Genomic DNA, 24576 nt, shown 5'->3' with positions numbered 1-24576 from the left:
TCGCAAAGAAAATGGCTCCCAAAATCCTCGTTTTCGCCGGTTCGATCCGCTCCGGCGCCTATAGCGGACGCACGGCGGATGCCGCCGCCAGGGAGCTTGCGCGCGAAGGCGCGGAAGTCACGCGCATCTCGCTTGCCGATTATCCCCTGCCGATCATGGACGAGGATTTGCAGAAGGAGAGTGGCATTCCTGAAAATGCCATGCGGCTCGGACGCCTCTTCGCAGCCCATGACGGGCTCATGATCTGCTCGCCCGAGTATAACGCCTCCATCCCGCCGCTCCTCAAGAACACCATCGACTGGGTCAGCCGCATTTCCCGCGATGGCGAGCGCGTGCTAAAGCCCTATGCAGGCAAGGTCGTTGGGCTTTGCTCTTCCTCGGACGGCCAGTATGGCGGCATGCGCGGCCTCTATCATTTGCGCGCCGTGTTGATGAATGTCGGCGTTCAGATACTGACCGAACAATGTTCCGTCGCTCATGCCTCGCAGGCCTTCGACGAGGACGGTTCCCTGAAGGATGAGCGCACTGCCAAGATGATGGCGAAAGTCTGCCGCGCGCTGATCGAGCACGCGCAACTGGCGTCTTACCCGCGATGACGGTCGGCTACTACCTCACCCATCCGCAGATTGTGATCGATCCCGCGATTCCCGTTCCGCAATGGGGCCTGTCCGAATTGGGAAAGGCGCAGATCGAGGCAATATATGAAAGACCTTGGGTGGGTAGGCTTGCGCGGATATTCTCCAGCGACGAGAAAAAGGCCATCGAAACGGCCCAGATACTCGCCCGAAATTCCGGCTGCCCGATCGAGATCGACGCCATGATGGGCGAGAACGACCGCTCTTCGACCGGCTTCCTTCCCCCGCCCGAGTTCGAGAAGGCGGCGGACCGTTTCTTTGCCGAGCCAGAATTGAGCTTCGAGGGATGGGAGCGGGCAGTGGAGGCCCAGGCCCGCATCGTCAAGGCGTTCAATGCCGCGCTGGACCGCCACGCGAGCGACGGCCCGGTGTTGTTCGTCGGCCATGGCGGCGTTGGCACGCTTTTGAAGTGCCATCTCGGCGGCAAGGCGATTGCGCGCGATCACGACCAGCCGCCCGGCGGTGGAAATATCTTCGCCTTCCGCCTTTCGGACCGCGCGCTGTTGTGCGATTGGAGCGCGGTGGAAACATTCAGCGGTGATTTTCATGGATGAGAATAGCGTGCGCGACCGGCTGATCGTCGGCCTCGATGTGCCGACGGTGAAGGAAGCCGAAGCCGTGATCGAGACCTTGGGCGACACGGTGTCGTTCTACAAGATCGGCTATCAGCTTGCCTTCGTCGGCGGGCTCGGTCTGGCGGGCGAACTGATCCGCTCGGGCAAAAAAGTGTTCCTCGACATGAAGCTGCTCGACATCGACAACACCGTCGCCAAGGGCGTCGAGAATATCGCCAGGATGGGCGTGTCGATGCTGACGCTCCATGCCTATCCCAAGGCGATGCGCGCGGCGGTGGAAGCGGCGAAGGGAAGCGATCTTTGCCTGCTGGGCGTCACGGTGCTGACCTCCATGGATGGCGCGGACCTGGCCGAGGCGGGCTATGTGGCAGACCCCGAAGCGCTGGTCTTGAGACGGGCGGAGCAGGCCCGCGAGGCAGGCATGGGCGGCATCGTCTGCGCCGCGCTTGAGGCCGCCGCCGTGCGCCGTGTGATTGGACCGGACATGGCGCTGGTAACGCCCGGCATCCGCCCCGCCGGCGCGGAGAAAGGCGACCAGAAGCGCGTCATGACCCCGAAGGAAGCGCTGCGGGCCGGGGCCAGCCATCTCGTCGTCGCCCGCCCGATTATCGCCGCACCGGACAGAAAAGCCGCCGCACAGGCGATTTTGGCGGAGATGGCGGGGGCTTAGAGCTTGGCGCCCTCCTTCCCCCTTGCGGGGAAGGTGCCCGCGTTAGCGGGCGGATGGGGGTGGTGACGTTTGCGCGTTTGCTGGAGAACTTGGTGTAAACGTAACCACCCCCATCCGTCTGCTCCGCAGACACCTTCCCCGCAAGGGGGAAGGAGGGTGTCCAGTGAATTAAAGCCTCACCACCGGATCGAACACACCCTTCACCGCCAAATCCAGCAGCAGGGGGCGCCCCGCATTGCCGTCTCCAGCGCGGTCGGCTTCGCTCATGCCTTCCCACGCGGTAGTGACCAGCATCCGGTCCGCATCCGGTCCGACAAAGGCCGGGCAGGAGGGCTGGCGGGCAGGCACAGCGACGGTGCGAATAAGCTTGCCCTCGGGCGAATAGGCATGCACCGCGCCCGCGCCCCAGCAGGCATTCCAGAGCACGCCATCTGCATCCACCACCGAGCCGTCGATGCCGCCATCCTCCGTCCGATGATGGAACACGCTTTTTTCGCCCACCGGCAGCCCGGTTTCCGGATCGGTATCGACGCGCCAGATGATGTTTTTCCGCGTATCGGCGAAATAGGCAACGCGACCGTCGGGCGAAAAGGAAATCGAATTGGTGATGGTGATGCCCGTGAAGAGCTGGCGCACCTCGCCTTCGCGGTACCACCAGATCGAGCCCGCGCCTTCCTCGGCTTTTTTCCCCATCGTCCCCAGCCAGAAAGCGCCGGAGGGGTGAACGCGCGCATCGTTCGAGCGGGTGGCGGGATTGTCGGCCTCGATGGGCTTGTGCAGCGTCATCGCGCCGCTTTTGCGCTCGCGAATATAGAGGCCGTTCTCGGTCCAGACGAGCTGCCGCTCCGAATCGATGACGGCAAGCGCGCTCGCCTTCATGCCGAGGTCATGAACCTTCGTCTCGCCATCCGGCCAGCTTTTTTCCATGAGCCGGCCCGCCAGAATGTTGAGCCACCAGACCGTGTTGGTCAGCGGATCGTAGCCCGGCCCCTCGCCAAGCTCGCAGACGATATCGCAAAAGACGGTCGCGCTCATGCGTAGCTCTTTCCGTAAAAGACCGAATCATAGCCGGAAACCGCCATCCACGCCCGCTCCTTCACGTCCGAAACGGTCATGCCCGGCTTGTAAAGGCTGGAGCCGAGGCCGAAGGTACGAATGCCCACCTCCGCATAGGCCGCGAACTCGCCTTCGGTGACGCCGCCAACCGCGCCGATGACGACGCCCTTCGGTAGAACGGTGCTGATCGCCTTGATGCCGTCGGGTCCCAGCACGCTGGCCGGGAAAAATTTGAGCCCCGACGCGCCCGCCTTGCAGGCCGCGAGCGCTTCGGTCGGCGTGAACACGCCCGGCATCGTCACCATGCTCTTGGCGGAAGCCGCGCGGATCACCTCCGGCTCGACATTCGGACTCACCATCAGCCGCCCGCCCGCATCGTGAAGCCGTGCGACATCGGCAGGATCGAGCACCGTGCCCGCGCCGACAAGCACATCCGGCAGCGCCTTCGCCATCGTCTCGATGGAGCGGAACGGCTCCGGCGAATTGAGCGGCACTTCGATGGCTTCGAAGCCCGCTTCGGCGAGGGCGTGCCCAATGGCGAACGCCTCCTCCGGCTTGATCCCGCGCAGGATGGCGACGAGATCACGCTTCAGTTTCGGCCATGCGACGGGGGGAGCATAGGTCATGTCGGTATCTCCTCGATCAGGCGTTCAGATTTGGAACCATAGTCCAGAAGCCGCCGCATGTAAGCCTTTTCTCACCGCATCGTCGGCATCGACCGTTTCGCAAGCGAACCCCGCTGCTTCAAGCGCCTTGCGGTAAAGCCGTTCCATGCGGCCCGAGGCGACCAGCTGCACCGTACTGAGCGCGGCATGAGCCTTCGCCCGCGCATCCGCCGCTTCCGAGCCGATCACCAGGCCGGAGAGCTTCGCCGCGGCTTCCGCCTCGCTCTGCCCGTTGAGCAGCATGGCGGCGCGGATTTCGAAGAGTGTGCCCAACAGGCTGAAACCGGGGGTGAGGGCCTGGGCAAGCCCTTCCTCAAACGCCAGCTGGTCCGCATCGACATTCTCGGCCCCAGCGCCAATGGAATGGCGCAGGATCGACTGCCCGGCAAGCAGGGCATAGAGCTCGCCGGTCAGATAGGTCGAGAAGCCCGAAACCCTTCCGCCTTCCAGAGAAACCCATTTGGAATGGGTGCCGGGCATGGCGACGAGGCCGGTATAGCCCGGCTTGCCATGGACGAGGCCGAGAAGCTGGGTTTCCTCACCGCGCATCACATTGGGCTTTGCCCCCTGTTGCGCGAGCCCCGGCACGATACGGATATCGCGGCTCACATCTGGAATGCGCGCCGCCGCCGCGAGGATGGTCGCGGGATCGGCGGGCACGTCCACATAGGGCGCTTCCACCCAGCCCTGCCGCGATCCGGCCATGCCGCAGATCACGACCGGCAGTTCATCGGGAGCGCCAAGCGCTGAAAGATGGCTTTCCAGCACATTGGCAAAGCCCTTGGCGCGCGAGACGTCGAGCCCGTCATCGGCGCGCTTCTCGGCGAGCACATGCCCCTCGCGGTCCATGAGCCAGAGCCGGAAGCGGCTGGTCCCCCAATCGGCGCCGGCAAAGGCGGGCGCTTGGCTCACAGATAGCCCCCATCGACGATGATCGTCTGCGCCGTCAGCATCCGCGCGGCGTCGGAAGCGAGGAACAGGCACGGGCCGACCATGTCGTCCGGCTGGATCTCTTCCTTGAGCGACTGCTTGCCGACATGCGCCTTCATGCCTTCGGGGGTGGCCCAGAGCTGCTTCTGGCGCTCCGTCATCACCCAGCCCGGCGCAATCGCGTTGACGCGGATTTTATCGACGCCGAGCCGTCCGGCGAGGCCCTTGGTGAGACCGATGACGCCCGCCTTCGCGGCGGTATAGACGGGCAGATCGCCCTGGTTCATCATAAAGGAGACGGAGGTGAAGTTGACGATCGCCCCGCCGCCGGCCTTGCGCATGCCCGGCAGCACCGCCTGCACCGCGAAGAATTGCGGGCGCAGATTGATCGACTGGTTCAGGTTCCAATAATCCTCGGTCACCGCTTCGATTTCGTGGCGGTCGTCCCAGGCGGCATTGTTGATGAGCACAGTGATCGCGCCATGCGCCGCTTCCGCTTCGGCCACAGCCTTGCGCAGCGCCTCGATGTCGCGCAGATCGGCGTTCAGATAGAGCGGGCGATTGCCATAGGTCTTTTCCAGACGCTCGGCCAGCTCCCGCGACGGCGCTTCCGCAATGTCGATGAAGGCGACCTTGGCGCCTTGCTTGACGAAGCCTTCCGTCAGCGACGCGCCGATGCCGGAGCCGCCGCCGGTAATCAGGACGGAGCGGTCCTTCAGGTCGGGAAACACGGTCGATGGCAGCATGAGAAATCCTCCCGCAATGGGTATGGGTTGATAGGCTTTTGATTGGGTGGGAGGCTTAGCCTGTTTCAGGCAAATCGTATAGTATGATGAATAAAATTTCCTGTTATCGTGATTGTACCGGTGGCAGTTTTTGGGCCATTTCGGGCATAACGAATCGCGAAAGCATCGAGGACATCAATGGCATTGAAAATCGCGGTCCAGATGGACCATATCCGCTTCGTCCAGATTGCCGGGAGCACCGATTTCGCGCTCTGCCTGGAGGCGGCCCGCCGCGGCCACACGCTTTATCACTATACGCCGGACCGTCTTTCCTTGCGCGACGGCATTGTCAGCGCGCAGGTCGAGCCGCTGCAGGTGCGCGATATCGAGGGCGATCATTTCACGTTAGGTGCGCCGGAGCGCCGCGACCTCTCGGAAATGGATGTGGTGCTGCTGCGCCAGGACCCGCCCTTCGACATGAATTACATCACCACCACCCATCTGCTCGAGCGCATCCACCCGAAGACGCTCGTGGTCAACGACCCCATGTGGGTGCGCAACAGCCCAGAGAAGATCTTCGTCACCGAATTCCCCGACCTGATGCCGGAGACGCTGATCACCAAGGACCCCCAGGAGGTGGCGGCCTTCCGCCGCGAATTCGGCGACATCATCATCAAGCCGCTTTATGGCAATGGTGGCGCGGGCGTGTTCCATCTCCAGAATGGCGACCGCAACCTCGCCTCGCTGCTGGAGATGTTCGCGCAGATGTATCGCGAGCCCTTCATCGTCCAGCGTTATCTGAAGGATGTGCGCGCGGGCGACAAGCGCATCGTCCTGATCGACGGCGAGCCGGTCGGCGCGATCAACCGCGTCCCCGCCGAGCACGACGCCCGCTCCAACATGCATGTCGGCGGACGGGCCGAGGCGTCGGAACTGACGGAGCGCGACCGCGAGATCTGCGCCCGCATCGGCCCTTCGCTGCGCGAGCGCGGCTTTATCCTTGTCGGTATCGACGTCATCGGCAATTACCTGACGGAGATCAACGTCACATCTCCCACCGGCATCCGCGAAATCAAGCGTTTCGGCGGCGCGGATGTGGCGAGCCTTTTCTGGGATTGCGTCGAGGCCAAGCGGCGGTGAGTATAAGGCAGCGATCTTTGCAGCCTCTTTGAATAAGACCGTGCTTATAAAACCAACCGTTCTATAAACGTTCTTGTTCGCCCCGTTGATCTGTGCTTAGCTTATCTTGGGCATGAATTGAGGGGCGGGGACATGGTATCGCGGGTCAGCACCGTGGCGTTTCAGGGGATCGAGGCGGTCCCCGTCGATGTGCAGGTGATGATCGCGCCGGGCAAGATGGGCATATCCATCGTCGGTTTGCCCGACAAGGCGGTGGCCGAAAGCCGCGAGCGGGTGCAGGCGGCGCTCCATGCCTCCGGCCTCTCGATGCCGCCGAAAAGGGTGACGATCAATCTCGCCCCCGCCGACCTCCCCAAGGAAGGCTCCCATTACGATCTGCCCATCGCCGTCGGCCTGATGGCGGCGCTGGGCGCGCTTCCGGGCGATGCGCTGCAATCCTTCGTCGTCCTGGGCGAACTCTCCCTCGATGGCACGATCAGCGCCGTGGCCGGTGTTTTGCCCGCCGCCATCGGCGCCAACAGGCAGGACAAGGGGCTGATCTGCCCGCATGCTTGCGGCCCGGAGGCGGCCTGGGCGGGAGCAGAGATCGAAATCCTCGCGCCGCGTAGCCTGATCGCGCTCGCCAATCATTTTCGCGGCACACAGGTGCTCTCCCGTCCCGAACCGGCGATGCGGCTGAAAGCGGACGATCTGCCTGACCTCGCTGATATCAAGGGGCAGGAAACGGCGAAGCGCGCGCTGGAAGTCGCCGCCGCGGGCAATCACAACCTGCTTCTTGTCGGCCCGCCCGGCTCGGGCAAATCGATGCTGGCGCAGCGCCTGCCCTCGATCCTGCCGCCGCTTTCGCCGCGCGAGCTCCTCGATGTCTCCATGATCGCCTCCATCGCCGGGGAACTCGCTGGCGGCAAGCTCTCCGATCGCCGCCCCTTTCGCGCGCCGCATCATTCCGCTTCCATGGCCGCGATGGTTGGAGGCGGTATCAGGGCCAAGCCGGGTGAGGTGTCGCTCGCCCATAATGGCGTGCTCTTTCTCGACGAATTCCCTGAGTTCACGCCGCAGGTGCTCGATTCGCTCCGCCAGCCGCTCGAAACGGGCGAGTGCATGATCGCCCGCGTCAATCACCGTGTCAGCTATCCGGCCCAGATCCAGCTGATCGCCGCGATGAACCCGTGCCGCTGCGGCATGGCAGGTGAGCCGGGGCATCGCTGTGCACGCGGCCCGCGCTGCCAGGCGGATTACCAGGCGCGCATCTCCGGCCCGCTGCTCGACCGCATCGATCTGCGCATCGAAGTCCCCGCCGTCTCCGCCGCCGATCTCATCCGCCCGTCACAAGCCGAGAGCAGCAAGACAGTTGCCGAGCGTGTGGCGCGCGCCCGCGCCATCCAGAAGCGACGTTACGAGGCGCTGGGGCTGCCGCACATCTCGACCAACGCCCACTGTTCTCCATCGCTCATAGAAGAAATCGCCGCGCCCGATTCAGGCGGCCTGGCGCTTTTGCGCGAGGCCAGCGAGCAGATGAAATTCTCCGCCCGCGCCTATCACCGCATCCTGAAAGTCGCCCGCACGCTCGCCGACCTCGACGGCGCGGATAAGGTCGGCCGCTTGCATCTCGCCGAAGCCATCGCCTACCGCATGAGCGGGGACAGGATCATGGCGACGGCGTAAGCCATGGAGGCGTTGTCGCCACCTATATGAGGCCTTATATTTCAGGATCGAAGCCGGAGCGACAGCATCGAGATGACCGAGCCGCGATTATCCATTCATAGCGCCAAGGCCAAGGAACTGGCCGAAGCACTGGCGCGCCGCACGGGTTTGTCGCTGAACCGGCTCGTCGAGCAGGCGTTGGAGCATTATGCCATTGAGCTTGGAGAAGCGACGTATCGCCAGCCCATCGATGCGGCGTGGGAGCTAGCCGCGGAAGGACGGCGGCATGTTCCCGCCGCAACGACCTCGCCCATGATGATCTCTATGATGAACACGGCCTGCCGCGATGATAGCGGTTGACACGTCGGTGATCGTTGCTATCGCTCTGGACGAACCTGAGGCGGAGGCTTTCAAGGCAACGCTACGGCAAGATTTAGTCCTGATCGCTGGCCGACCCTGCTGGAAATCCGGATACTCCTGACGTCCAAAGGGTTTCCAAACGCGCCCCAGATCATTTCCCGTCTGGCTTCCGCATCGAATGTGAAGGCGATTTCTTTCGACGGAAGCCATTACCATGCGGCCGAAAAAGCTTTCAGCAGGTTCGGCAAAGGACGGCATACCGCCTCCCTGAACATGGGCGACTGTTTTTCTTACGCTACCGCGAAGGTCGCAAAAGTGCCTTTGCCGTTCAAGGGCAACGATTTGGTAAAACGGACATTGAAAGCCATCCGGCGTCAAAGATGGGCGCGATATAGATACTGTCCGCCCATCCGCCGGCTTGTTTTATCCTACTCCACCGAACCAACCAACAGATTGCTCGGCGCTTCGATGCTGACCCAGCGGCCGCTGTTGTTCGCCGCCTGGCGCTTCAAATAGGTGTAGCTCGTCTCGGACCAGATCTTGATTTCGTCGGAGAGATTGTCGAGGACGAAATCGCCCCGGTCGGTGCGCACGGTCAGGACCGCGTGGCCCTCGCCGTCGCGCTTGCGCACCACGGTGATGAGCAGGTCGGAAAGCGGAATGCCGGCCTCAGCCAGTTCCTTGCGCTTGAGAAGCACATAATCCTCGCAATCGCCGAACACGGTCGGATAGGCCCAATATTCTTCCTTGCCGTAGATTTCCTTATCGGTCATCGGCTTGATCCGCTCGTTGACCGAGGCGTTGACGGCGACGAGCTGGGTCCACATCTCATGGGTAAGGGGCAGCGGTGCGGTGTTTTCCGAGCGGTACGCGCATTCGATCGGCATGCGCCTGCACAGTTCGTAATGGCCGATGGGCTGCGAGGTCAGGCCGCCGATCCGCATGAAATCGTCGGACGCGGCAGAGGCGGGAGAGGAAAAAGAAAAAAGCGTGCCGAGCATGACCGCACAGACCGCCCCCCAAGACAACATGCCCCTCGACATACGCATCACTCCGCCGCACTTCAATCGTTAACAAAACGTTAAAAGTTGAAACGGAGTTGAGTCAATTCGGAATCCCGATCCTTAACGATTCAATTACATTTATGGTTAAGGCGCGAGGGGAGGGTTGTGCACAACTTGCGGGGCGACGCCGCAGGGCGAATAGTGAATGGTGAAGTCGTGAATAGTTTCAGCCACCGAAAAATTCGGTGTCCCGCTCACTAATCACCATTCACTTTGATGAACTCAAGAATCCGCGGCGCGATCTCATTGCGGAACCGCGAGCCGTTGAAGACGCCGTAATGCCCGACCTTCGGCTGCACGTAATGCATCCGGCGGCTTTCCGGAATGTTGGCGCAGAGCTTGTGCGCCGCTTCCGTCTGACCGAGGCCGGATATGTCGTCATTCTCGCCCTCGACGGTCATCAGGGCCGTCTTGCGGATGGCTGAGGGATCGACCGGCTCGCCGCGATGCGTCATCTGGCCCTTCGGCAGGTCGTGGCGGATGAACACGGTTTCGACCGTCTGAAGATAGAATTCCGCCGGCATGTCCATCACCGCCAGGAATTCGTCATAGAATTCGCGGTGTTTCTCTGCCGAATCGCCGTCATCTTTCACGAGATGAAAGAAGAAGTCCTTGTGCGCTGCAATATGCCGGTCGAGATTCATGCTCATGAAGCCGGAGAGCTGCAGGAAGCCCGGATAGACCGGGCGCATGAAGCCCGGATGCGGCCAGGGAACGGGCATGACGACATGATCGCGAAACCAGCCGATGTCCTTTTCCGCGGCCATCCGGTTGACGGCTGTCGGGTTGATGCGCGTATCGATCGGACCGCCCATCAATGTCATCGACGCGGGAGAGCACGGATCGCCCAGCGCCTCCATCCGCGCTACCGCCGCCAGCACTGGCACCGAGGGCTGGCAGACGGCGATGACATGGGTGTTTCCGCCCAGCAGCTGCAGCATTTCGATGAGGTAATCGATATAATCGTCGAGGTCGAACCGGCCTTCGCTCGCCGGCACCATGCGTGCATCCACCCAGTCGGTGATATGGACATCCGCATGGGGGAGGAACGTCTCCGCCGTGCCGCGCAGAAGCGTCGCATAATGGCCGGAAAGCGGGGCGACGAGCAGGATTTTCGGGCCTTGCGCATGGCCTTCCGGCAGGTCGCGCCGGAAATGGATGAGATTGCAAAAGGGCTTTTGCCAGACGGTCTCCTCCGTCACAGCGCGCGGCTTGCCGTCAATGAGGGTCTGGCCGAGATTGAAGGCCGGCTTGTCGTAGCGCCGCGTCGTGCGCTCGAACATCTCCATCAGCGCCGCCATGGACCGCCCATAGGAGCTTTGCGAGATCGGATTGCCAGGATCCTGAAAAAACAGCTTCGCCGCATCCGCCAGCGCCCGGTAAGGCTGCAAGGCAGCATGATTTAGTTCGTAAAGCTGATAATACATCCACAACGCCCCAACAGTATATTAAGTATAAAGATAGCGAATCTATCTTATACTTGCACCCGTCCCCAAGCCTGAACATAAAGGAATACGAGGATATTGCAATGCACACATTTTCGAGAGGTCATGTTTCACGCCCTTCGGCGTCACAATCCCGCCCATGTCCTCATGCTTGCCTGTAAACAACGGAATAGTCATCGCTGCGCTATCGGACCGGCCATCGCTTCGTCCGTTCGTCATGGCTCCATCCCGATGCTTCGCTCCAAAGGCCAGGAAATGACAGGCGCTTCCACGCGCAAGGCCACTCCCGACGACATCGAGGCGCTTCTGCGCATAGAAGAGCGCTGCTTCGATGCCGACCGCATCTCGCGGCGCTCCTTCCGGGATTTGCTCGCCAGCAGCACGGCGGAAACCATCGTAGCCGAAGAGGACGGAGCCATCATCGGCTACGCAATGATCCTCTTCCGCAAAGGGACGTCGCTCGCCCGGCTTTACTCGATCGCCGTCGATCCCGACGCGAAATCGCGCGGCGTCGGCACGCGCTTGCTGGAGGCGGCGGAACAGGCCGCCTTCGACCATGACCGGCTTCTTTTGCGCCTGGAGGTGCGGGAAGACAATGCCCGGGCCATCGCGCTTTACCGGCGTCACGGCTTTCGTCCGCTCGGCCGCTGCCTCGATTACTACGCCGATCATTCCGATGCGCTGCGCTTCGAGAAAACCCTGCGCGGCGACGCGCCGGTTTCCGCCCGGGTCCCCTATTACGAGCAGACGACGGATTTCACCTGCGGCGCCGCCTGCCTCATGATGGCGCTCGCCGCCCATATCCCCTCGGTCAAGCTCGACCCGGTTCTGGAAATCCGCCTGTGGCGCGAGGCAACGACCATTTTCATGCAGTCCGGCCCCGGCGGGTGTGAGCCCTACGGTCTTGCGGTCGCCGCGCATGAGCATGGGCTGAAATCATCGGTCGCGGTCTCGACCAAGGCGATCCTGTTTCTTGAATCCGTGCGTGACCCGGAAAAGCGCATAATCATGGAACTCGCCCAGACGGACTTCCGCCGCCGCGTCAAGGATTATGGTATCGGCGTCAGCCATAAAGGCTTCACCATGGCTGATCTTCGCGAGGCATTGGGGCGCGGCGCCACCGCCATTGTCCTCGTCAGCGGCTACCATATGTTCGGCAAGAAGGTGCCGCACTGGGTCCTCGCCCATGGCGATGACGGGCGCCATATCATGATCCACGATCCGTGGGTGGAGGACGAAGCCGGCGAGACGGTCGCCGACGCGGCCAATGTCCCGGTGCCCTATGACATTTTCGACCGTATGGCGCGGTTCGGCAAAAACGGCCTACGCGCGGCGGTGTTTCTCGAACATGATCCGGACAAGATTGCTGACTTTCCCGGCAAGACGACGCGCCACCCGGAAGGAAAAAGGACCTGACGATGCCCATCTGTGTCATTCTCGTCGGGCGCCCGTCCGATATCGATAACGGCGCAACGCCCCATAAGGTCATGACCACGCGCGATTATCTGGCCCACCCCGCGCTGTTCAGCGGCCAGCACCCGCGCATCATCAATCTATCCCGCACCTATGCCTATCAGAGCCGCGGCTATTATGCCTCGCTGCTGGCCGAGGCGCGCGGCCACCGAGTCATCCCTTCGGTCGAGACCATGATCGATCTTTCCGAGCGGCGGCTTTATGAAAACGCGATTCCCGAACTGGAGGACGCGCTCAACAAGGCATTGGGCGCGCATCCGGAAGAGGCGCCGACCATCATTCGCGTCTATTTCGGCTTTGCGCCGAACCATCAGCTGGAGCGTTTCAGCCGCCTCCTGTTCGACTGGTTCCGCGCCCCGGCGCTGGAGGTCTCGGTGGAACCCGGCGAATGGGCGCGCATCCGCAAGATCTCCTTCGCCAATCTGACGAAGCTCGACGAGGCGGAGAAGGCGCAGTTCAACCAGGCGCTCGCCCGCTATACCCAGCGGGAATGGCGCGCCGCGCCGCAGAAGATCCCGGCGCGCTATTCCTTTGCCACCCTTTGCGACCCGCATGAAGCGATGCCGCCTTCGACCGTTTCGACGCTGAAGCACTGGGCGCGCATCGCCAACCGGCTTGGCGTCGATGTCGAGCCGATCGGCAAGAAGGATTTGCCGCGGCTCGCCAATTACGATGCGCTGTTCATTCGCGAGACGACGTCGATCTCCAACCATACCTACCGCTTTGCCCGCCGCGCCCAGCAGGAGGGAATGCCTGTTATCGACGACCCGGTGTCGATGATCCGCTGCACCAACAAGGTATATTTAAACGAGCTGATGCAGGGGAGCAATGTTCCGGTTCCGCCGACGGTGATGATCGCGGGCGACGAGGATCTCTCCCGCGCTGCCGATCTTCTGGGCTTTCCGATGGTGATCAAGATTCCCGATTCATCCTTCTCACGCGGGGTCAAGAAGGTCGGTTCCTGTGAGGAGCTGAAGGCGCTGGCGACGGCATGGCTCGCCGACAGCGACCTGCTGATCGCGCAGAAATACATGCCGACGAAATTCGACTGGCGCGTCGGCGTTCTTGACGGCAAGCCGCTCTTTGCCTGTCAATATCTGATGGCGCGGCATCATTGGCAGATCGTCAAGCACGATACGGGAGGCAAGCCTCTGGAAGGCGGATCCCGCTCCTTCACCCTGGCCGACGCGCCGCCGCTTGTCATCGAGACCGGGCTCAGGGCGGCGCGCTGCATCGGCAAAGGTCTTTATGGCGTCGATCTCAAGGAGACCGATGACGGCGTCTTCGTCATCGAGGTCAACGACAACCCTAATGTCGAGCACGGCATCGAGGATGCCGCCGAAAAGGACGAAGTCTGGCTCAACCTGACGCGCTGGTTCATCGAGCGCCTGGAGCGGGGGAGGTAGTGCTAGAACATGATCCCGAAAAGTTGCAGACTTTTCGGATAAGATCATGATTACGCTCTACGCGCTCGCTCCCCTAAATGCTCAACCCGGCATACGGGTCTTCTCTATCTCGCTAATACAAACCTTGGTGTGTCCCGCGCCGATAAAACCGAGGCGGGCTGCCGCGCCCTTGGAAAGATCGAGGATGCGTCCGCGGATGAACGGGCCGCGGTCGTTGATGCGCACGACAAGCGATCTCCCGTTCCGCTCGTTCGTCACCTTTACCTTCGTGCCCAGCGGCAGCGTGCGATGCGCCGCCGTCATCGCACTGGGGTTCATCCGTTCGCCCGAGGCAGTGCGCGAATGGAGCGCATACCAGGAGGCGCCACCGCACTGCGCTGAAGCCCCGATCACGGATGCGGAGAGAATGCCGGCCGTTGCCGCGGCCATGAATATCCTGCGTGTATGAAAGATCATGCCTTCTTCACTTAGCTGTTTCGGAAGTGCTTCCGGCAGATTATCCCCTGGGAAGCGAGCTTTTGCTGAAGTGAGAATGTGGCAATAAAAGGTTTCACCGAAGGTTACAAATCGATTCATTTATGTGATCTTTAAGGAAAATTATCCTATACATAAGTAAAATGATGGTTAAAATTTAATTACTGTCACCGAATCTTCTTTATGCTTTCGCTTGCGATGGATCATTTTACTGTGCCACCTCTGTTGTTCGGACGAGGCGGACAGGGCAGCTGTAAGTTGTGATACTTGGATTCCGAAACAGTTTCCGCCTTCACGCGGCCGTGATCGGCTCAGGAGCCGGATTCATTATTTGTCTCCCAAGTTTTATGGAGGCGGGGCGAAGTTAAGCATTTTTTTCGCGCGGAGCGCCGGATTTCGCTCTATAGAGCGTCTGTTCCGTGCGAAGGGAGCCGAAATCCGCCATGGATGACAAGATCGAGGGCGAGAAGCCGGAGCAGGAAGCCGTCCCGCCAGCGTCTGGCGCGCTGCGCTGGGCCTATTTCGCCCTGGGCGTCGTGATGCTCGCGCTTGGTATCATCGGAGCCTTCCTGCCGGTCATGCCGACGACGGTTTTCATCATCCTCGCGGCATGGTTTTTCGGGCGCTCGTCGCCAAGGCTGGAAAGCTGGCTGCTCGGCCATCCAACCTTCGGGGCGGCCTTAAGCGGCTGGCGCGACAAGGGCGCGATCCCGCGTCGGGCCAAGATCGCCGCCTGCGCCGGCATGACGGCGGGCTATGCGATCTTCTGGTGGAGCGTGCGCCCTGGCTGGGCGCTTGGGCTGGGCGTGGCGGTCTTCATGCTCGCTTCCGCCGCCTATGTCCTGTCCCGTCCGGATTGAGCGCTACGGAACCTTTCCCAACAAGGCAGAGAGAAAATGACTGAATTGCTGATCCGTGGCCGCGTGCTGACATTCATCGACGAGCCCAGCGATATCGCCGATACCGCCTCCTACCGCTATGCCGAGGATGGCGCGCTTCTGGTCCGCGGCGGCAAGATCGCCGCGATGGGCGATTATGCCGATATCACTCGGCTCGCAGGCGCGGACACGCCCGTCGCCGATCACCGCCCGCATCTGGTCGTGCCGGGGCTGATCGATGCCCACATCCATTTTCCGCAGATGCAGGCGGTCGCCTCCTACGCGGCCCAGCTTCTCGAATGGCTCAACACCTATACCTTCATCGAGGAGCAGAAATTCGCCGACGAGCAGCATGCGCAGTTCATAGCCGAACGCTTCATGGACGAGCTTCTGCGTCATGGCACGACCACCGTCGCCGCCTATTGCAGCGTGCATCCGCAGAGCGTCGATGCCTTCTTCCGTGCCGCTGAACGGCGCGACATGTGCGTGATCGGTGGCAAGGTGATGATGGACCGCAACGCCCCGCCGACGCTCCTCGACACCGCGCAATCGGGCTATGACGATACCAAGGCGCTCATCGCCCGCTGGCAGGGAAGGGGGCGGCTCCATTATGCCATCACGCCGCGCTTCGCCATCACCTCGACGCCGGAGCAGATGGAGATGAGCGGCGCGCTCGCCCGCGAGCATCCCGACTGTTACGTCCAGACACATCTTTCCGAAAACCATGAGGAAATCGCGCTCACCCGCTCACTCTATCCCGATGCGCCCGACTATACCGGCATCTACGAGCATTATGGGCTGCTGGGCGGCAAGACACTGCTGGGACACTGCATCCACCTAACCGAACGCGAGACAAAAGTGCTGGCCGAAACCGGGTCTGTCGCGGTCTTCTGCCCCACCTCCAATCTCTTTCTCGGCAGCGGCCTTTTCGACCGCGAGCGTCTGCAGACGCAAGGCGTGCGCATCGCGGTCGCCACCGATATCGGCGGCGGCACCAGCTTTTCCATGCTGAAGACGATGGACGAGGCCTACAAGGTGTTGCAATTGCGTGGCCAGCGCCTCTCGCCGCTTCATTCCTTCTATATGATGACGCTCGGCAATGCCCGTGCCCTCTCGCTGGAGAACCGGATCGGCACGCTGGAACCGGGCACCGACGCTGACATCACCGTGCTCGACGCAGGGGCGACGACGGCCATGCGGATGCGCAGGGACACCATGCGTACGCTCCTCGAAGAACTGTTCCTGTTGCAGACGCTCGGCGACGACCGCACTGTGGCGGAGGTCTATGTCGCGGGGAAGCCGATGAAAAAGGCGCTTTAGAGTGGTCCATGTTTTGATGGAAGCGCGGCCGGATGGAGGGGACGTCTCGGCGGCTTCGTTTGAAATTGAAGGGCAGCCGCAAAAAAACAGCGGGCATAAAAACCATAGGAATCAACGGGATTCCCATGCGGATTTCGACCGACAAGGTTCTGTAACATTGCTGTCATATCACTGTAATATAAACCCCGTAGAGGGCTAGCGACGTCGGAGGCGTCACCCAATTCTTCCAACAGGAGCTGCTCCTATGAAAAAGATGATCTACACGACCGCTGCGCTGGCGATTGCCGCCGCCCTGTCGGTCTCCGCCGCTGAGGCACGCGACCAGATTCAGGTGGCAGGTTCCTCGACCGTGCTGCCCTATGCCAAGATCGTTGCCGAGACCTTCGGCGAGACCTATCCGAACTTCAAGACCCCCGTCGTCGAATCCGGCGGTTCGGGCGCCGGCATCAAGGAATTCTGCAAGGGCGTCGGCGAAAGCACCATCGACATTGCCAACGCCTCGCGTGCGATGAAGGACAGCGAGCTGAAGTCGTGCATCGACGCCGGCGTCAAGGACGTGCAGGAAGTCCGCATCGGCTATGACGGCATCGTTTTCGCCACCGACATCAAGGGCCCGAACTGGAACCTGACGCCGAAGGATGTCTACTCGGCTCTCGCCGCCAAGGTTGTAGTCGACGGCAAGCTGGTCGACAATCCGAACACCAAGTGGAGCCAGGTCAACAAGGACCTGCCGGATTGGGACATCGCTGCCTACATCCCCGGCGAAAAGCACGGCACGCGCGAAGTCTTCGAAGAGAAGCTGCTCGCCGCCGGCTGCAAGGAAACCGGCGCGCTCGAAGCCATGGAAAAGGGCGGCATGGACAAGAAGGATGCCGAGAAGGCCTGCCTTCAGGTCCGTAAGGACGGTAAGGCTGTCGACATCGACGGCGACTACAGCGAAACGCTCGCCCGCATCTCGTCCAACAAGACCGGCGTCGGCGTGTTCGGCCTCGCTTTCTATGAAAACAATGCCGACAAGCTGAAGGTCGCCACCGTCGACGGCGTCACCCCGTCGGTCGAGACCATCTCCAGCGGCAAATATCCGGTTTCGCGCCCGCTGTTCTTCTACGTGAAGAAGGCTCACATCGGCGTCATCCCGGGCCTGAAGGAATATGTCGATTTCTTCCTGTCTGACCAGATGATCGGCCCTGACTCGCCGCTGGCCGATTACGGCCTGGTTCCGGCTCCGGAATCCGAGCGCGTCGCCCAGCGCGAAGCCTTCGACGGCGGAAAGACCATGCAGGCCAAGTAAGGCTTGACCGAGGGCATGGGCGAACTCCGCCCATGCCCGCCTAACTTAAATGGGGCAACCGGGGAAATCTGATGTCCGTAATGCTGGTTCTGCTTATCGTCTTCGGAATAGGCCTCGTCGGTTATTTTGTCGGGCGCCAGCGTGCGCGCGCCAAGGAAACCGTGGGCGTCAAGGTCCATTCCCGCGCCCATTACCATGGCTGGTGGGTCTTCCTGGTCACGGTGCTTCCGGCGATTCTCTTCATCGTTATCTGGGCTGCCGGCTCGGCGATCTATCTTGAGCAATCGGCCAAGGGGAGCCTGCCGCCGCAGACCGCGGAGAGCGCCCTTGCCAGCCGCAGCCTTGCGCTGGGCATGGTGCAAAGCCTCGCGGACGGGCTTGACCGCCTCGATCCGGTCGAGCGCCAGAACCTGCCGCAGACCTACACCGAACTGCGGACTCTTCTCGCCGCCAAGGGCGTAGCGCTTGCCTCCGAAGGCCAGGACTATATGGTTCCCATCGCCGAGCGCTGGAACAGCCAGGCCGCCATGGCGCGCACCATCGGCGCGGCCATCGCCATCGCGCTCGCCATTGCCGGGCTCGTCTTCGGCCTTTCCGGCATCCATCCCCGCGCCCGCGCCCGCAACAATGTGGAACGCATCGTGCTCTGGGGATTGCTCGCCGCCTCCACCATCGCGATCCTCACCACTGTTGGCATCATCTTCTCGATGCTGTTCCAGACGATCACATTCTTCAGTTCCGTCTCGCCCGCGAGCTTCTTCTTCGGAACGGTCTGGGATCCGCGCTTCGCCGGGGCGGGCTCCGAGGGCGCGGCAGGGCAGTTCGGCCTGATCCCGCTTCTCGCCGGCACGCTCTATATCGCCTTCGTCGCCATGCTGGTGGCGGTGCCCATCGGCCTCTTCGCCGCCATCTACATGGCCGAATACGCAACGCCCAAGGTACGCTCGATCGTCAAGCCGCTCCTGGAAATCCTGGCGGGCATCCCCACCATCGTCTACGGCTTCTTCGCGCTCATTACGGTCGGCCCCTTCCTGCGCGATATGAGCGCGGCGATATCGGGCGGCCCGGCCTTCATCATGGCGCAGAGCGTTCTGACGGCGGGCCTCGTCATGGGCATCATGCTTATCCCCTTCGTCTCGTCGCTGTCGGATGACATCATCACCGCCGTGCCCCGCGCCATGCGCGACGGCTCGCTCGGCCTCGGCGCCACAAGGTCGGAGACGATCAAGCGCGTCATCCTCCCAGCCGCACTTCCCGGCATCGTCGGCGCGCTGCTCTTGACCGCCTCCCGCGCCGTCGGCGAAACCATGATCGTCGTGCTTGCTGCCGGCGTCGCCGCCAGGATCAACATCAACCCGTTCGATGCGATGACCACCATCACGGTCAAGATCGTAAACCAGCTGACCGGCGACCTCGAATTCAACTCGCCGCAGACGCTGGTCGCCTTCGCGCTCGGCATCACGCTTTTCTTCCTCACCCTCGCGATGAACGTGTTCGCCCTCTATATCGTGCGCAAGTACCGGGAGCAGTACGAATGACTGACGCAACGCTCAATTCGAACATGGCGGTCGCGACAAGCCGTCCGGTGCGGCGCGACATCGGCCTGAAGCGCCGCTACGCGGCGGAACGCCGGTTCCGTTTCTACGGCATCGCCGCCATTGCCATCGGCATCTTCTTCCTGTTCGCGCTGCTCTTCTCGGTCATCTCCAATGGCTACACCGCCTTTTGGCAGACGACCATCGAGCTGCCGGTAAAGCTGGACGAGAAGATCATCGACCCGCAAAATCAGCGCGCCACCAATCCGGAAGTGCTGATGACGGCCAATTATCCGCTCGTGGTGCGCAACGCCCTCGCGGAGAAACTGGGCGTTTCCCCATCCGACCGTCCGGCGATGCGCGACATCACCAAGTTCTTCTCGGATGGCGTCCGCAACCAATTGCGCGAGATGGTCACCGCCAATCCCTCGCTGATCGGCACGACGCAGACCATTCCCGTGCTCGCCGCCGGCGACATCGACTCCGCCTTCAAGGGCCAGATCGACCTCTCCGTGGACGAGGCCAATCGCAAGGTCTCCGACCGTCAGGTCGGCTGGATGAAGACGCTCACCGGCGAAGGTCTGATGAAGGAGGAGTTCAACACCGGCCTCTTCACCTTCGGCGCGTCGAGCCGCCCCGAAACCGCCGGCCTCGGCGTGGCGCTCATCGGCTCGCTCTATATGATGCTGATCGTGCTGGCACTGTCCCTGCCCATCGGCGTCGCCGCCTCCATCTATCTGGAAGAATATGCCAAGAAGAGCCGCCTGACGGATCTCATCGAGGTCAATATCAACAATCTGGCGGCCGTGCCTTCCATCGTCTACGGCCTCCTGGGGCTCGCCGTGTTCATCAATTTCTTCGGCCTGCCCCGCTCGGCCTCGCTGGTCGGCGGCCTGGTGCTGACGCTGATGACCCTGCCGACGATCATCATCGCCACCCGCGCTGCGCTGCGCGCTGTGCCGCCCTCAATCCGCGCCGCGGCGCTGGGTCTCGGCGCGTCGAAGACGCAGACGGTTTTCCATCATGTGCTGCCGCTCGCCGCGCCCGGCATCATGACCGGCACCATCATCGGCCTTGCCCATGCGCTGGGCGAAACCGCGCCGCTGCTGCTCATCGGCATGGTCGCTTTCGTCGTCGGCTATCCGACTACGCCGCTCGATCCCTCGACCGCGCTGCCGGTGCAGATTTATATGTGGGCCAATGAGGCGGAGCGTGCCTTTGTCGAGCGCACGTCCGGCGCTATCATCGTGCTGCTCCTGTTCCTCGCGGTCATGAATATTGGTGCCATCATCCTGCGCCGCCGTTTCGAGCGCCGCTGGTAAACCGGGAGATGTGAAGAAATGAACCTGATGACCGAACGATCTCTCGAAAAAGCAGTGGGGGAGAAGATGAACGCTGTCACCGCCAAGAACAAAATGAAGGGCGAGAAGGTTTCCGTCTTCTACGGCGCGAAACAAGCGCTGTTCGACGTCGATCTCGACATTCCCGAGAAGATGGTGACGGCGCTGATCGGCCCCTCCGGCTGCGGCAAGTCCACCTTCCTGCGCTCGCTCAACCGCATGAACGATACGGTCGAGGGCTGCCGCGTGACCGGCAACATCACCCTCGACGGCGAGGATATCTACGATCCGAAGATCGACGTCGTCGAGCTTCGGGCGCGTGTGGGGATGGTCTTCCAGAAGCCCAATCCTTTCCCCAAGTCGATCTATGAGAATGTTGCCTACGGCCCGCGCATTCATGGCCTCGCCAAGAACCGTCACGAGCTGGATGAAATCGTGGAGAGCAGCCTGCGCCGCGCCAGCCTGTTCGAAGAGGTGAAGGATCGTCTGCATGATGCCGGCACCGGCCTTTCCGGGGGCCAGCAGCAGCGCCTCTGCATCGCCCGTGCCATTGCGGTGAGCCCGGAAGTGATTTTGATGGACGAGCCTTGCTCCGCGCTCGACCCCATCGCCACCGCCAAGGTGGAAGAGCTGATCGACGAGCTGCGCCAGAACTACACCATCGTCATCGTGACGCACTCGATGCAGCAGGCGGCTCGCGTGTCGCAGCGCACCGCCATGTTCCACCTGGGCAATCTGGTCGAGGTCGGCGACACCGAGATGATGTTCACGACGCCCAAGGAAAAACGCACCCAGGATTACATCACCGGACGCTTCGGCTGACGGGCTGGTCTGGAAGAAATTGAGGACAAACGAAATGCCATCCCAGCACACAGTCCGCTCCTATGATGAGGAGTTGAAGTTCCTGGCGCACAAGATCGCCGAGATGGGCGGCCATGCCGAGCGCATGGTCGAGCAATCGGTCGAGGCCATCGTCAATGCCGACAACGCGCTCGCGCAGCGCGTCATCTCCGATGACCTGATCCTTGACGCCAGCGAGCGCGAGATCGACGACCGCGCCGTCACCATCATCGCCAAGCGCCAGCCCATGGCCTCGGACCTGCGCGAGATCATCGGCGCCATCCGCATCTCCTCCGATCTGGAGCGCGTCGGCGACCTCGGCAAGAACATTGCCAAGCGCGTCGCCGCCGTGTCGGATACCCGCCAGCCGATCAAGGTCTATCGCGGCCTGCAGACGCTGGCCGAACTGGCGCTGACGCAGCTGAAGGAAGTGCTCGACGCCTTTGCATCGCGCTCGGTCGCCCAGATCAACATCGTGCGCGACCGCGACGACGAGATCGATGCCATGTACACCTCGCTGTTCCGCGAGCTCTTGACCTATATGATGGAAGACCCGCGCAACATCTCGGCCTGCACGCATCTTCTCTTCTGCGCCAAGAACATCGAGCGCATCGGCGACCATGCGACCAATATCGCCGAGACGGTCTATTACATCGTCACCGGCCAGCAGATGCCGCCCGATCGCCCGAAGGAAGATCTGAGCCACGGCATCGTCGTGGACGAGGCGAAGCGGGCTTAACCAGCTCGCACCCTCCCTCCCCGCAAGGGGGAAGGAGGGTGCGAGCCCTGCCCGGTGGGGGTGGCGGGGATGCCTTGGGGGCCGGCATATCCGCTTCGACAAGCATATTCTAATGAGGAACTGCTGAAATGGCCCATGCACCCAAAGTCGCGGTTGTCGAAGACGAGGAGGCGCTGAGCGTCCTCCTGCGTTACAATCTCGAGGCGGAAGGCTATCTGGTCGATACTATCCTGCGCGGGGACGAGGCGGAAATCGCCTTGCGCGAGAATGTGCCTGATCTCCTGATCCTCGACTGGATGCTGCCCGGCGTCTCCGGCATCGAGCTTTGCCGCCGCCTGCGCCAGCGGGTGGAAACGGAGCGCCTGCCGATCATCATGCTGACCGCGCGCGGCGAAGAGAGCGAGCGGGTGCGAGGCCTTGGCGTCGGTGCGGACGATTATGTCGTGAAGCCCTTCTCGACCCCGGAACTGCTCGCCCGCGTCAAGGCGATGCTGCGCCGCGCCAAGCCGAGCCTGCTTTCCCACGTGCTGAAAGTGGGTGACCTCGTGCTCGACCGCGAGCAGCACCGCGTCTACCGCAAGGACCGGGAAATCCGCTTAGGGCCCACGGAATTTCGCCTGCTCGAATATTTCATGATGTCGCCGGGCCGCGTCTTTTCGCGCAGCCAGTTGCTGGACGGTGTCTGGGGGCCGGATATCTATGTCGATGACCGCACGGTGGACGTTCATGTCGGGCGTTTGCGCAAGGCCATCAATACGGGTCGTGCCGTCGATCCGATTCGCACGGTTCGGGGCGCCGGCTACTCGTTCGGGTAGATAATATTGTGGCAAAGCGCCAATAAAGTGAAAGATTTATAAAAAGTAAATATTACTATACTGGTAAGTATTATTAAGAAATAGTTAGGAAAACGGCAGGATATTATGTTTATCCCGCCGTTTTTCTTCGTTGCCATTCTTTGGCCTAAAACATGCGTCCTCATGGCTGCCTTCGTTGAGGTGTCCAAGCATGAGACTGAGCTTTTGAAGAGCGCTGAAAACTGGAAAATCCTGGCCGTGGCCGGTGCGATTATCGCGCCTGTCGTCATGACGGGATGCACGACGTCGAAGGGCAGCGGATCCGGCCAATCGGCCAAGGGAACCGTCTCGCAGTCGAGTGCGTCGGGCTATGGCTATACGGCTGGCGGCAAGAAAACCTACGCCTATACCGCCAAAGACAGGGAATGCCTCAAGCGGGCAATGTATTTCGAATCGAACCGCTCCAGCGAGGATGGCTTTCTCGCGGTCGGAACGGTGGTGATGAACCGCCTGGCCTCCGGCAGATATCCGGACACGATCTGCGGCGTCGTCGGCCAGAAGAACCAGTTTGCGCCCGGCGTGCTCTCCCGCCCGATGAAATCGCTCCCGGAACTCGATGAAGCCGCGGATGCGGTGCTGCGCGGCGAGCGGCACCCCAAGGTGAAGCAGGCCATGTTCTTCCACACGGCCGGGCTGAAATTCCCCTATCGCAACATGCACTATGTACTGGTGGCGGGCGGCAATGCCTTCTATGAGAAGCGCCGCCGCGACGGCTCGCTCGAAACGCCGATCCTCGAGACCCCGCGCCTCATCGCCGCCGCCGATGTGCTGAAGCCGGCAATGCCCGCCTTGGGCCACGAGCGTGCGGTGCCGATTCCTACGGCCTCGCCCGTCGACCGGACGATGGTCGCCAGCATTGCGTCTGACCAGGGCTTCGGCCCCCGCGCCAAGGGGGATCGCGTGACGCGCGCCCCGACGGCACGGGTCGAGACGGTCGCCTGGCAGACCGGCCCCGCCCCGGTGCGCATGGGAACCACCACGACCTCCACGCAAATCGAACTGGGCTATGATTCAGGCCGCAAGCCCATCGACGCGATCGGTGAGTTGCTGCTTAAACAGGACAGGCCTGAGCCGGCGTTTCAGTAGGATAATATCGGCGCACGGAATCGCCGAAGCAATTTGCTTCTTGTTGGAAGCGCTGTCCGCCAACATATGATTGTTACCGCGGTCTCACCCGCACCGGAAACGGCTGATAGATCACCATCGGCGGCCCGAACGGCCGGTAGAACGGTTCGTCGAAGGCCGCGCGGCGGGCTGCCCGCCGGTCGAGATCGAGTTGCAGCAGGCAGTTGGCGAGCGCGTCGGTATTGGGCCGGAAGCCATAGGCGCGGCAGGTCTGGATGTCGGCGGCGCGCCGCTCCTCGGGCGTCATCGTCGTGCATCCGGTAAGCGCGGCGGTGAGAAGGATACCACAGAACGCAAGTTTCTTCATGGGTCGGTCTTTCCTGATCCGCTGCCGACTATAGCAGAGGGCGCGGTGCGATGGCTACTGGCGCGAGAGGGTAGCCAGCTTCGGT

At 62.0% G+C, this 24576-nt stretch carries 25 protein-coding genes; 17 read left to right on the top strand and 8 right to left on the bottom strand.

What is annotated here, in order from left to right; all coding sequences use genetic code 11:
- Nucleotides 1-11 precede the first annotated feature (11 nt).
- From ACOWVG_RS05255 to pyrF, 3 genes are read left to right on the top strand one after another with little or no spacing between them, the layout of a single operon-like run.
- Nucleotides 12-596, top strand: a complete 585-nt coding sequence (locus tag ACOWVG_RS05255) for an NADPH-dependent FMN reductase (RefSeq protein WP_420960450.1) — start codon at nucleotides 12-14, stop codon at nucleotides 594-596.
- Nucleotides 593-1189 (top strand): histidine phosphatase family protein, encoded by a 597-nt coding sequence (locus tag ACOWVG_RS05250; RefSeq protein WP_420960449.1) that lies wholly within the window; start codon nucleotides 593-595, stop codon nucleotides 1187-1189. The genes ACOWVG_RS05255 and ACOWVG_RS05250 overlap by 4 nt, the downstream gene beginning before the upstream one ends.
- Nucleotides 1182-1880 carry an orotidine-5'-phosphate decarboxylase gene (gene pyrF, locus ACOWVG_RS05245; RefSeq protein ID WP_420960448.1) on the top strand — a complete coding sequence of 233 codons (699 nt, stop codon included), beginning with the start codon at nucleotides 1182-1184 and terminating at the stop codon, nucleotides 1878-1880. The genes ACOWVG_RS05250 and pyrF overlap by 8 nt, the downstream gene beginning before the upstream one ends.
- A gap of 168 nt (nucleotides 1881-2048) precedes the next feature.
- On the opposite strand, the gene ACOWVG_RS05240 is transcribed toward pyrF, so the two are convergent.
- From ACOWVG_RS05240 to ACOWVG_RS05225, 4 genes are read right to left on the bottom strand one after another with little or no spacing between them, the layout of a single operon-like run.
- Nucleotides 2049-2915 (bottom strand): SMP-30/gluconolactonase/LRE family protein, encoded by an 867-nt coding sequence (locus ACOWVG_RS05240; RefSeq protein WP_420960447.1) that lies wholly within the window; start codon nucleotides 2913-2915, stop codon nucleotides 2049-2051.
- Nucleotides 2912-3562 (bottom strand): 2-dehydro-3-deoxy-6-phosphogalactonate aldolase, encoded by a 651-nt coding sequence (locus ACOWVG_RS05235; protein WP_420960445.1) that lies wholly within the window; start codon nucleotides 3560-3562, stop codon nucleotides 2912-2914. Before ACOWVG_RS05235 ends, ACOWVG_RS05240 begins: the two co-directional genes overlap by 4 nt.
- A gap of 24 nt (nucleotides 3563-3586) precedes the next feature.
- Entirely contained in the window at nucleotides 3587-4513 is a 927-nt protein-coding gene (locus ACOWVG_RS05230; protein WP_420960444.1) for a 2-dehydro-3-deoxygalactonokinase, read from the bottom strand.
- Nucleotides 4510-5277, bottom strand: a complete 768-nt coding sequence (locus ACOWVG_RS05225; protein ID WP_420960443.1) for an SDR family NAD(P)-dependent oxidoreductase — start codon at nucleotides 5275-5277, stop codon at nucleotides 4510-4512. Before ACOWVG_RS05225 ends, ACOWVG_RS05230 begins: the two co-directional genes overlap by 4 nt.
- Before the next feature lie 177 nt (nucleotides 5278-5454).
- Here ACOWVG_RS05225 and gshB point away from each other — a divergent pair, with 177 nt between their 5' ends.
- The 3 genes from gshB to ACOWVG_RS05210 all read left to right on the top strand — a co-directional run bounded on the left by gshB (nucleotide 5455) and on the right by ACOWVG_RS05210 (nucleotide 8400).
- The gene (gene gshB, locus ACOWVG_RS05220; RefSeq protein WP_420960442.1) at nucleotides 5455-6396 is read left to right on the top strand and encodes a glutathione synthase; all 942 of its coding nucleotides are present in this window, start codon (nucleotides 5455-5457) and stop codon (nucleotides 6394-6396) included.
- A gap of 132 nt (nucleotides 6397-6528) precedes the next feature.
- Nucleotides 6529-8061, top strand: a complete 1533-nt coding sequence (locus tag ACOWVG_RS05215) for a YifB family Mg chelatase-like AAA ATPase (protein WP_420960441.1) — start codon at nucleotides 6529-6531, stop codon at nucleotides 8059-8061.
- A 72-nt stretch (nucleotides 8062-8133) separates the two neighbouring features.
- A complete protein-coding gene (locus tag ACOWVG_RS05210; protein WP_420960440.1) occupies nucleotides 8134-8400 on the top strand; it encodes a type II toxin-antitoxin system VapB family antitoxin in 267 nt (88 codons plus the stop codon).
- A gap of 428 nt (nucleotides 8401-8828) precedes the next feature.
- Here ACOWVG_RS05210 and ACOWVG_RS05205 read toward each other — a convergent pair whose 3' ends face one another.
- Both ACOWVG_RS05205 and ACOWVG_RS05200 read right to left on the bottom strand, forming a co-directional pair.
- Nucleotides 8829-9401, bottom strand: coding sequence for a transglutaminase-like cysteine peptidase (locus tag ACOWVG_RS05205; protein WP_420960799.1), 573 nt, complete (start codon nucleotides 9399-9401; stop codon nucleotides 8829-8831).
- A 260-nt stretch (nucleotides 9402-9661) separates the two neighbouring features.
- Entirely contained in the window at nucleotides 9662-10891 is a 1230-nt protein-coding gene (locus tag ACOWVG_RS05200; protein WP_420960439.1) for a polyhydroxyalkanoate depolymerase, read from the bottom strand.
- A 273-nt stretch (nucleotides 10892-11164) separates the two neighbouring features.
- Between ACOWVG_RS05200 and ACOWVG_RS05195 the strand changes: the two genes are divergently transcribed.
- Nucleotides 11165-12325 carry a peptidase C39 family protein gene (locus ACOWVG_RS05195; RefSeq protein WP_420960797.1) on the top strand — a complete coding sequence of 387 codons (1161 nt, stop codon included), beginning with the start codon at nucleotides 11165-11167 and terminating at the stop codon, nucleotides 12323-12325.
- Between the two features lie 2 nt (nucleotides 12326-12327).
- Nucleotides 12328-13788, top strand: a complete 1461-nt coding sequence (locus ACOWVG_RS05190; RefSeq protein ID WP_420960438.1) for a RimK family protein — start codon at nucleotides 12328-12330, stop codon at nucleotides 13786-13788.
- 81 nt (nucleotides 13789-13869) lie between these two features.
- Here ACOWVG_RS05190 and ACOWVG_RS05185 read toward each other — a convergent pair whose 3' ends face one another.
- The gene (locus tag ACOWVG_RS05185) at nucleotides 13870-14244 is read right to left on the bottom strand and encodes a septal ring lytic transglycosylase RlpA family protein (RefSeq protein ID WP_420960795.1); all 375 of its coding nucleotides are present in this window, start codon (nucleotides 14242-14244) and stop codon (nucleotides 13870-13872) included.
- 461 nt (nucleotides 14245-14705) lie between these two features.
- Between ACOWVG_RS05185 and ACOWVG_RS05180 the strand changes: the two genes are divergently transcribed.
- The 9 genes from ACOWVG_RS05180 to ACOWVG_RS05140 all read left to right on the top strand — a co-directional run bounded on the left by ACOWVG_RS05180 (nucleotide 14706) and on the right by ACOWVG_RS05140 (nucleotide 24145).
- On the top strand, nucleotides 14706-15122 hold the full coding sequence (locus ACOWVG_RS05180) for a YbaN family protein (protein ID WP_420960437.1): 417 nt from the start codon (nucleotides 14706-14708) through the stop codon (nucleotides 15120-15122).
- Between the two features lie 36 nt (nucleotides 15123-15158).
- Nucleotides 15159-16460, top strand: coding sequence for a guanine deaminase (gene guaD / locus ACOWVG_RS05175; RefSeq protein ID WP_420960436.1), 1302 nt, complete (start codon nucleotides 15159-15161; stop codon nucleotides 16458-16460).
- 244 nt (nucleotides 16461-16704) lie between these two features.
- Nucleotides 16705-17751, top strand: coding sequence for a PstS family phosphate ABC transporter substrate-binding protein (locus tag ACOWVG_RS05170; RefSeq protein ID WP_420960435.1), 1047 nt, complete (start codon nucleotides 16705-16707; stop codon nucleotides 17749-17751).
- A 71-nt stretch (nucleotides 17752-17822) separates the two neighbouring features.
- Nucleotides 17823-19289: a phosphate ABC transporter permease subunit PstC gene (pstC, locus tag ACOWVG_RS05165; RefSeq protein ID WP_420960434.1), complete on the top strand. Its 1467-nt coding sequence runs from the start codon at nucleotides 17823-17825 to the stop codon at nucleotides 19287-19289.
- Nucleotides 19286-20608 carry a phosphate ABC transporter permease PstA gene (gene pstA / locus ACOWVG_RS05160; protein ID WP_420960433.1) on the top strand — a complete coding sequence of 441 codons (1323 nt, stop codon included), beginning with the start codon at nucleotides 19286-19288 and terminating at the stop codon, nucleotides 20606-20608. The genes pstC and pstA overlap by 4 nt, the downstream gene beginning before the upstream one ends.
- Before the next feature lie 66 nt (nucleotides 20609-20674).
- A complete protein-coding gene (gene pstB / locus ACOWVG_RS05155) occupies nucleotides 20675-21448 on the top strand; it encodes a phosphate ABC transporter ATP-binding protein PstB (protein WP_420960792.1) in 774 nt (257 codons plus the stop codon).
- 34 nt (nucleotides 21449-21482) lie between these two features.
- Nucleotides 21483-22205, top strand: a complete 723-nt coding sequence (gene phoU, locus ACOWVG_RS05150) for a phosphate signaling complex protein PhoU (RefSeq protein WP_420960432.1) — start codon at nucleotides 21483-21485, stop codon at nucleotides 22203-22205.
- Between the two features lie 128 nt (nucleotides 22206-22333).
- Nucleotides 22334-23020, top strand: a complete 687-nt coding sequence (phoB, locus tag ACOWVG_RS05145; RefSeq protein ID WP_188823389.1) for a phosphate regulon transcriptional regulator PhoB — start codon at nucleotides 22334-22336, stop codon at nucleotides 23018-23020.
- A gap of 162 nt (nucleotides 23021-23182) precedes the next feature.
- Nucleotides 23183-24145, top strand: a complete 963-nt coding sequence (locus ACOWVG_RS05140; RefSeq protein ID WP_420960431.1) for a cell wall hydrolase — start codon at nucleotides 23183-23185, stop codon at nucleotides 24143-24145.
- Between the two features lie 73 nt (nucleotides 24146-24218).
- On the opposite strand, the gene ACOWVG_RS05135 is transcribed toward ACOWVG_RS05140, so the two are convergent.
- Nucleotides 24219-24491 (bottom strand): hypothetical protein, encoded by a 273-nt coding sequence (locus tag ACOWVG_RS05135; RefSeq protein WP_420960430.1) that lies wholly within the window; start codon nucleotides 24489-24491, stop codon nucleotides 24219-24221.
- Nucleotides 24492-24576: the final 85 nt, after the last annotated feature.

Origin of the sequence: Brucella sp. IR073 (genome assembly GCF_049065735.1) — a bacterium.
Lineage (GTDB): Bacteria > Pseudomonadota > Alphaproteobacteria > Rhizobiales > Rhizobiaceae > Paramesorhizobium.
This window is presented reverse-complemented; position numbering and strand designations above follow the sequence as displayed.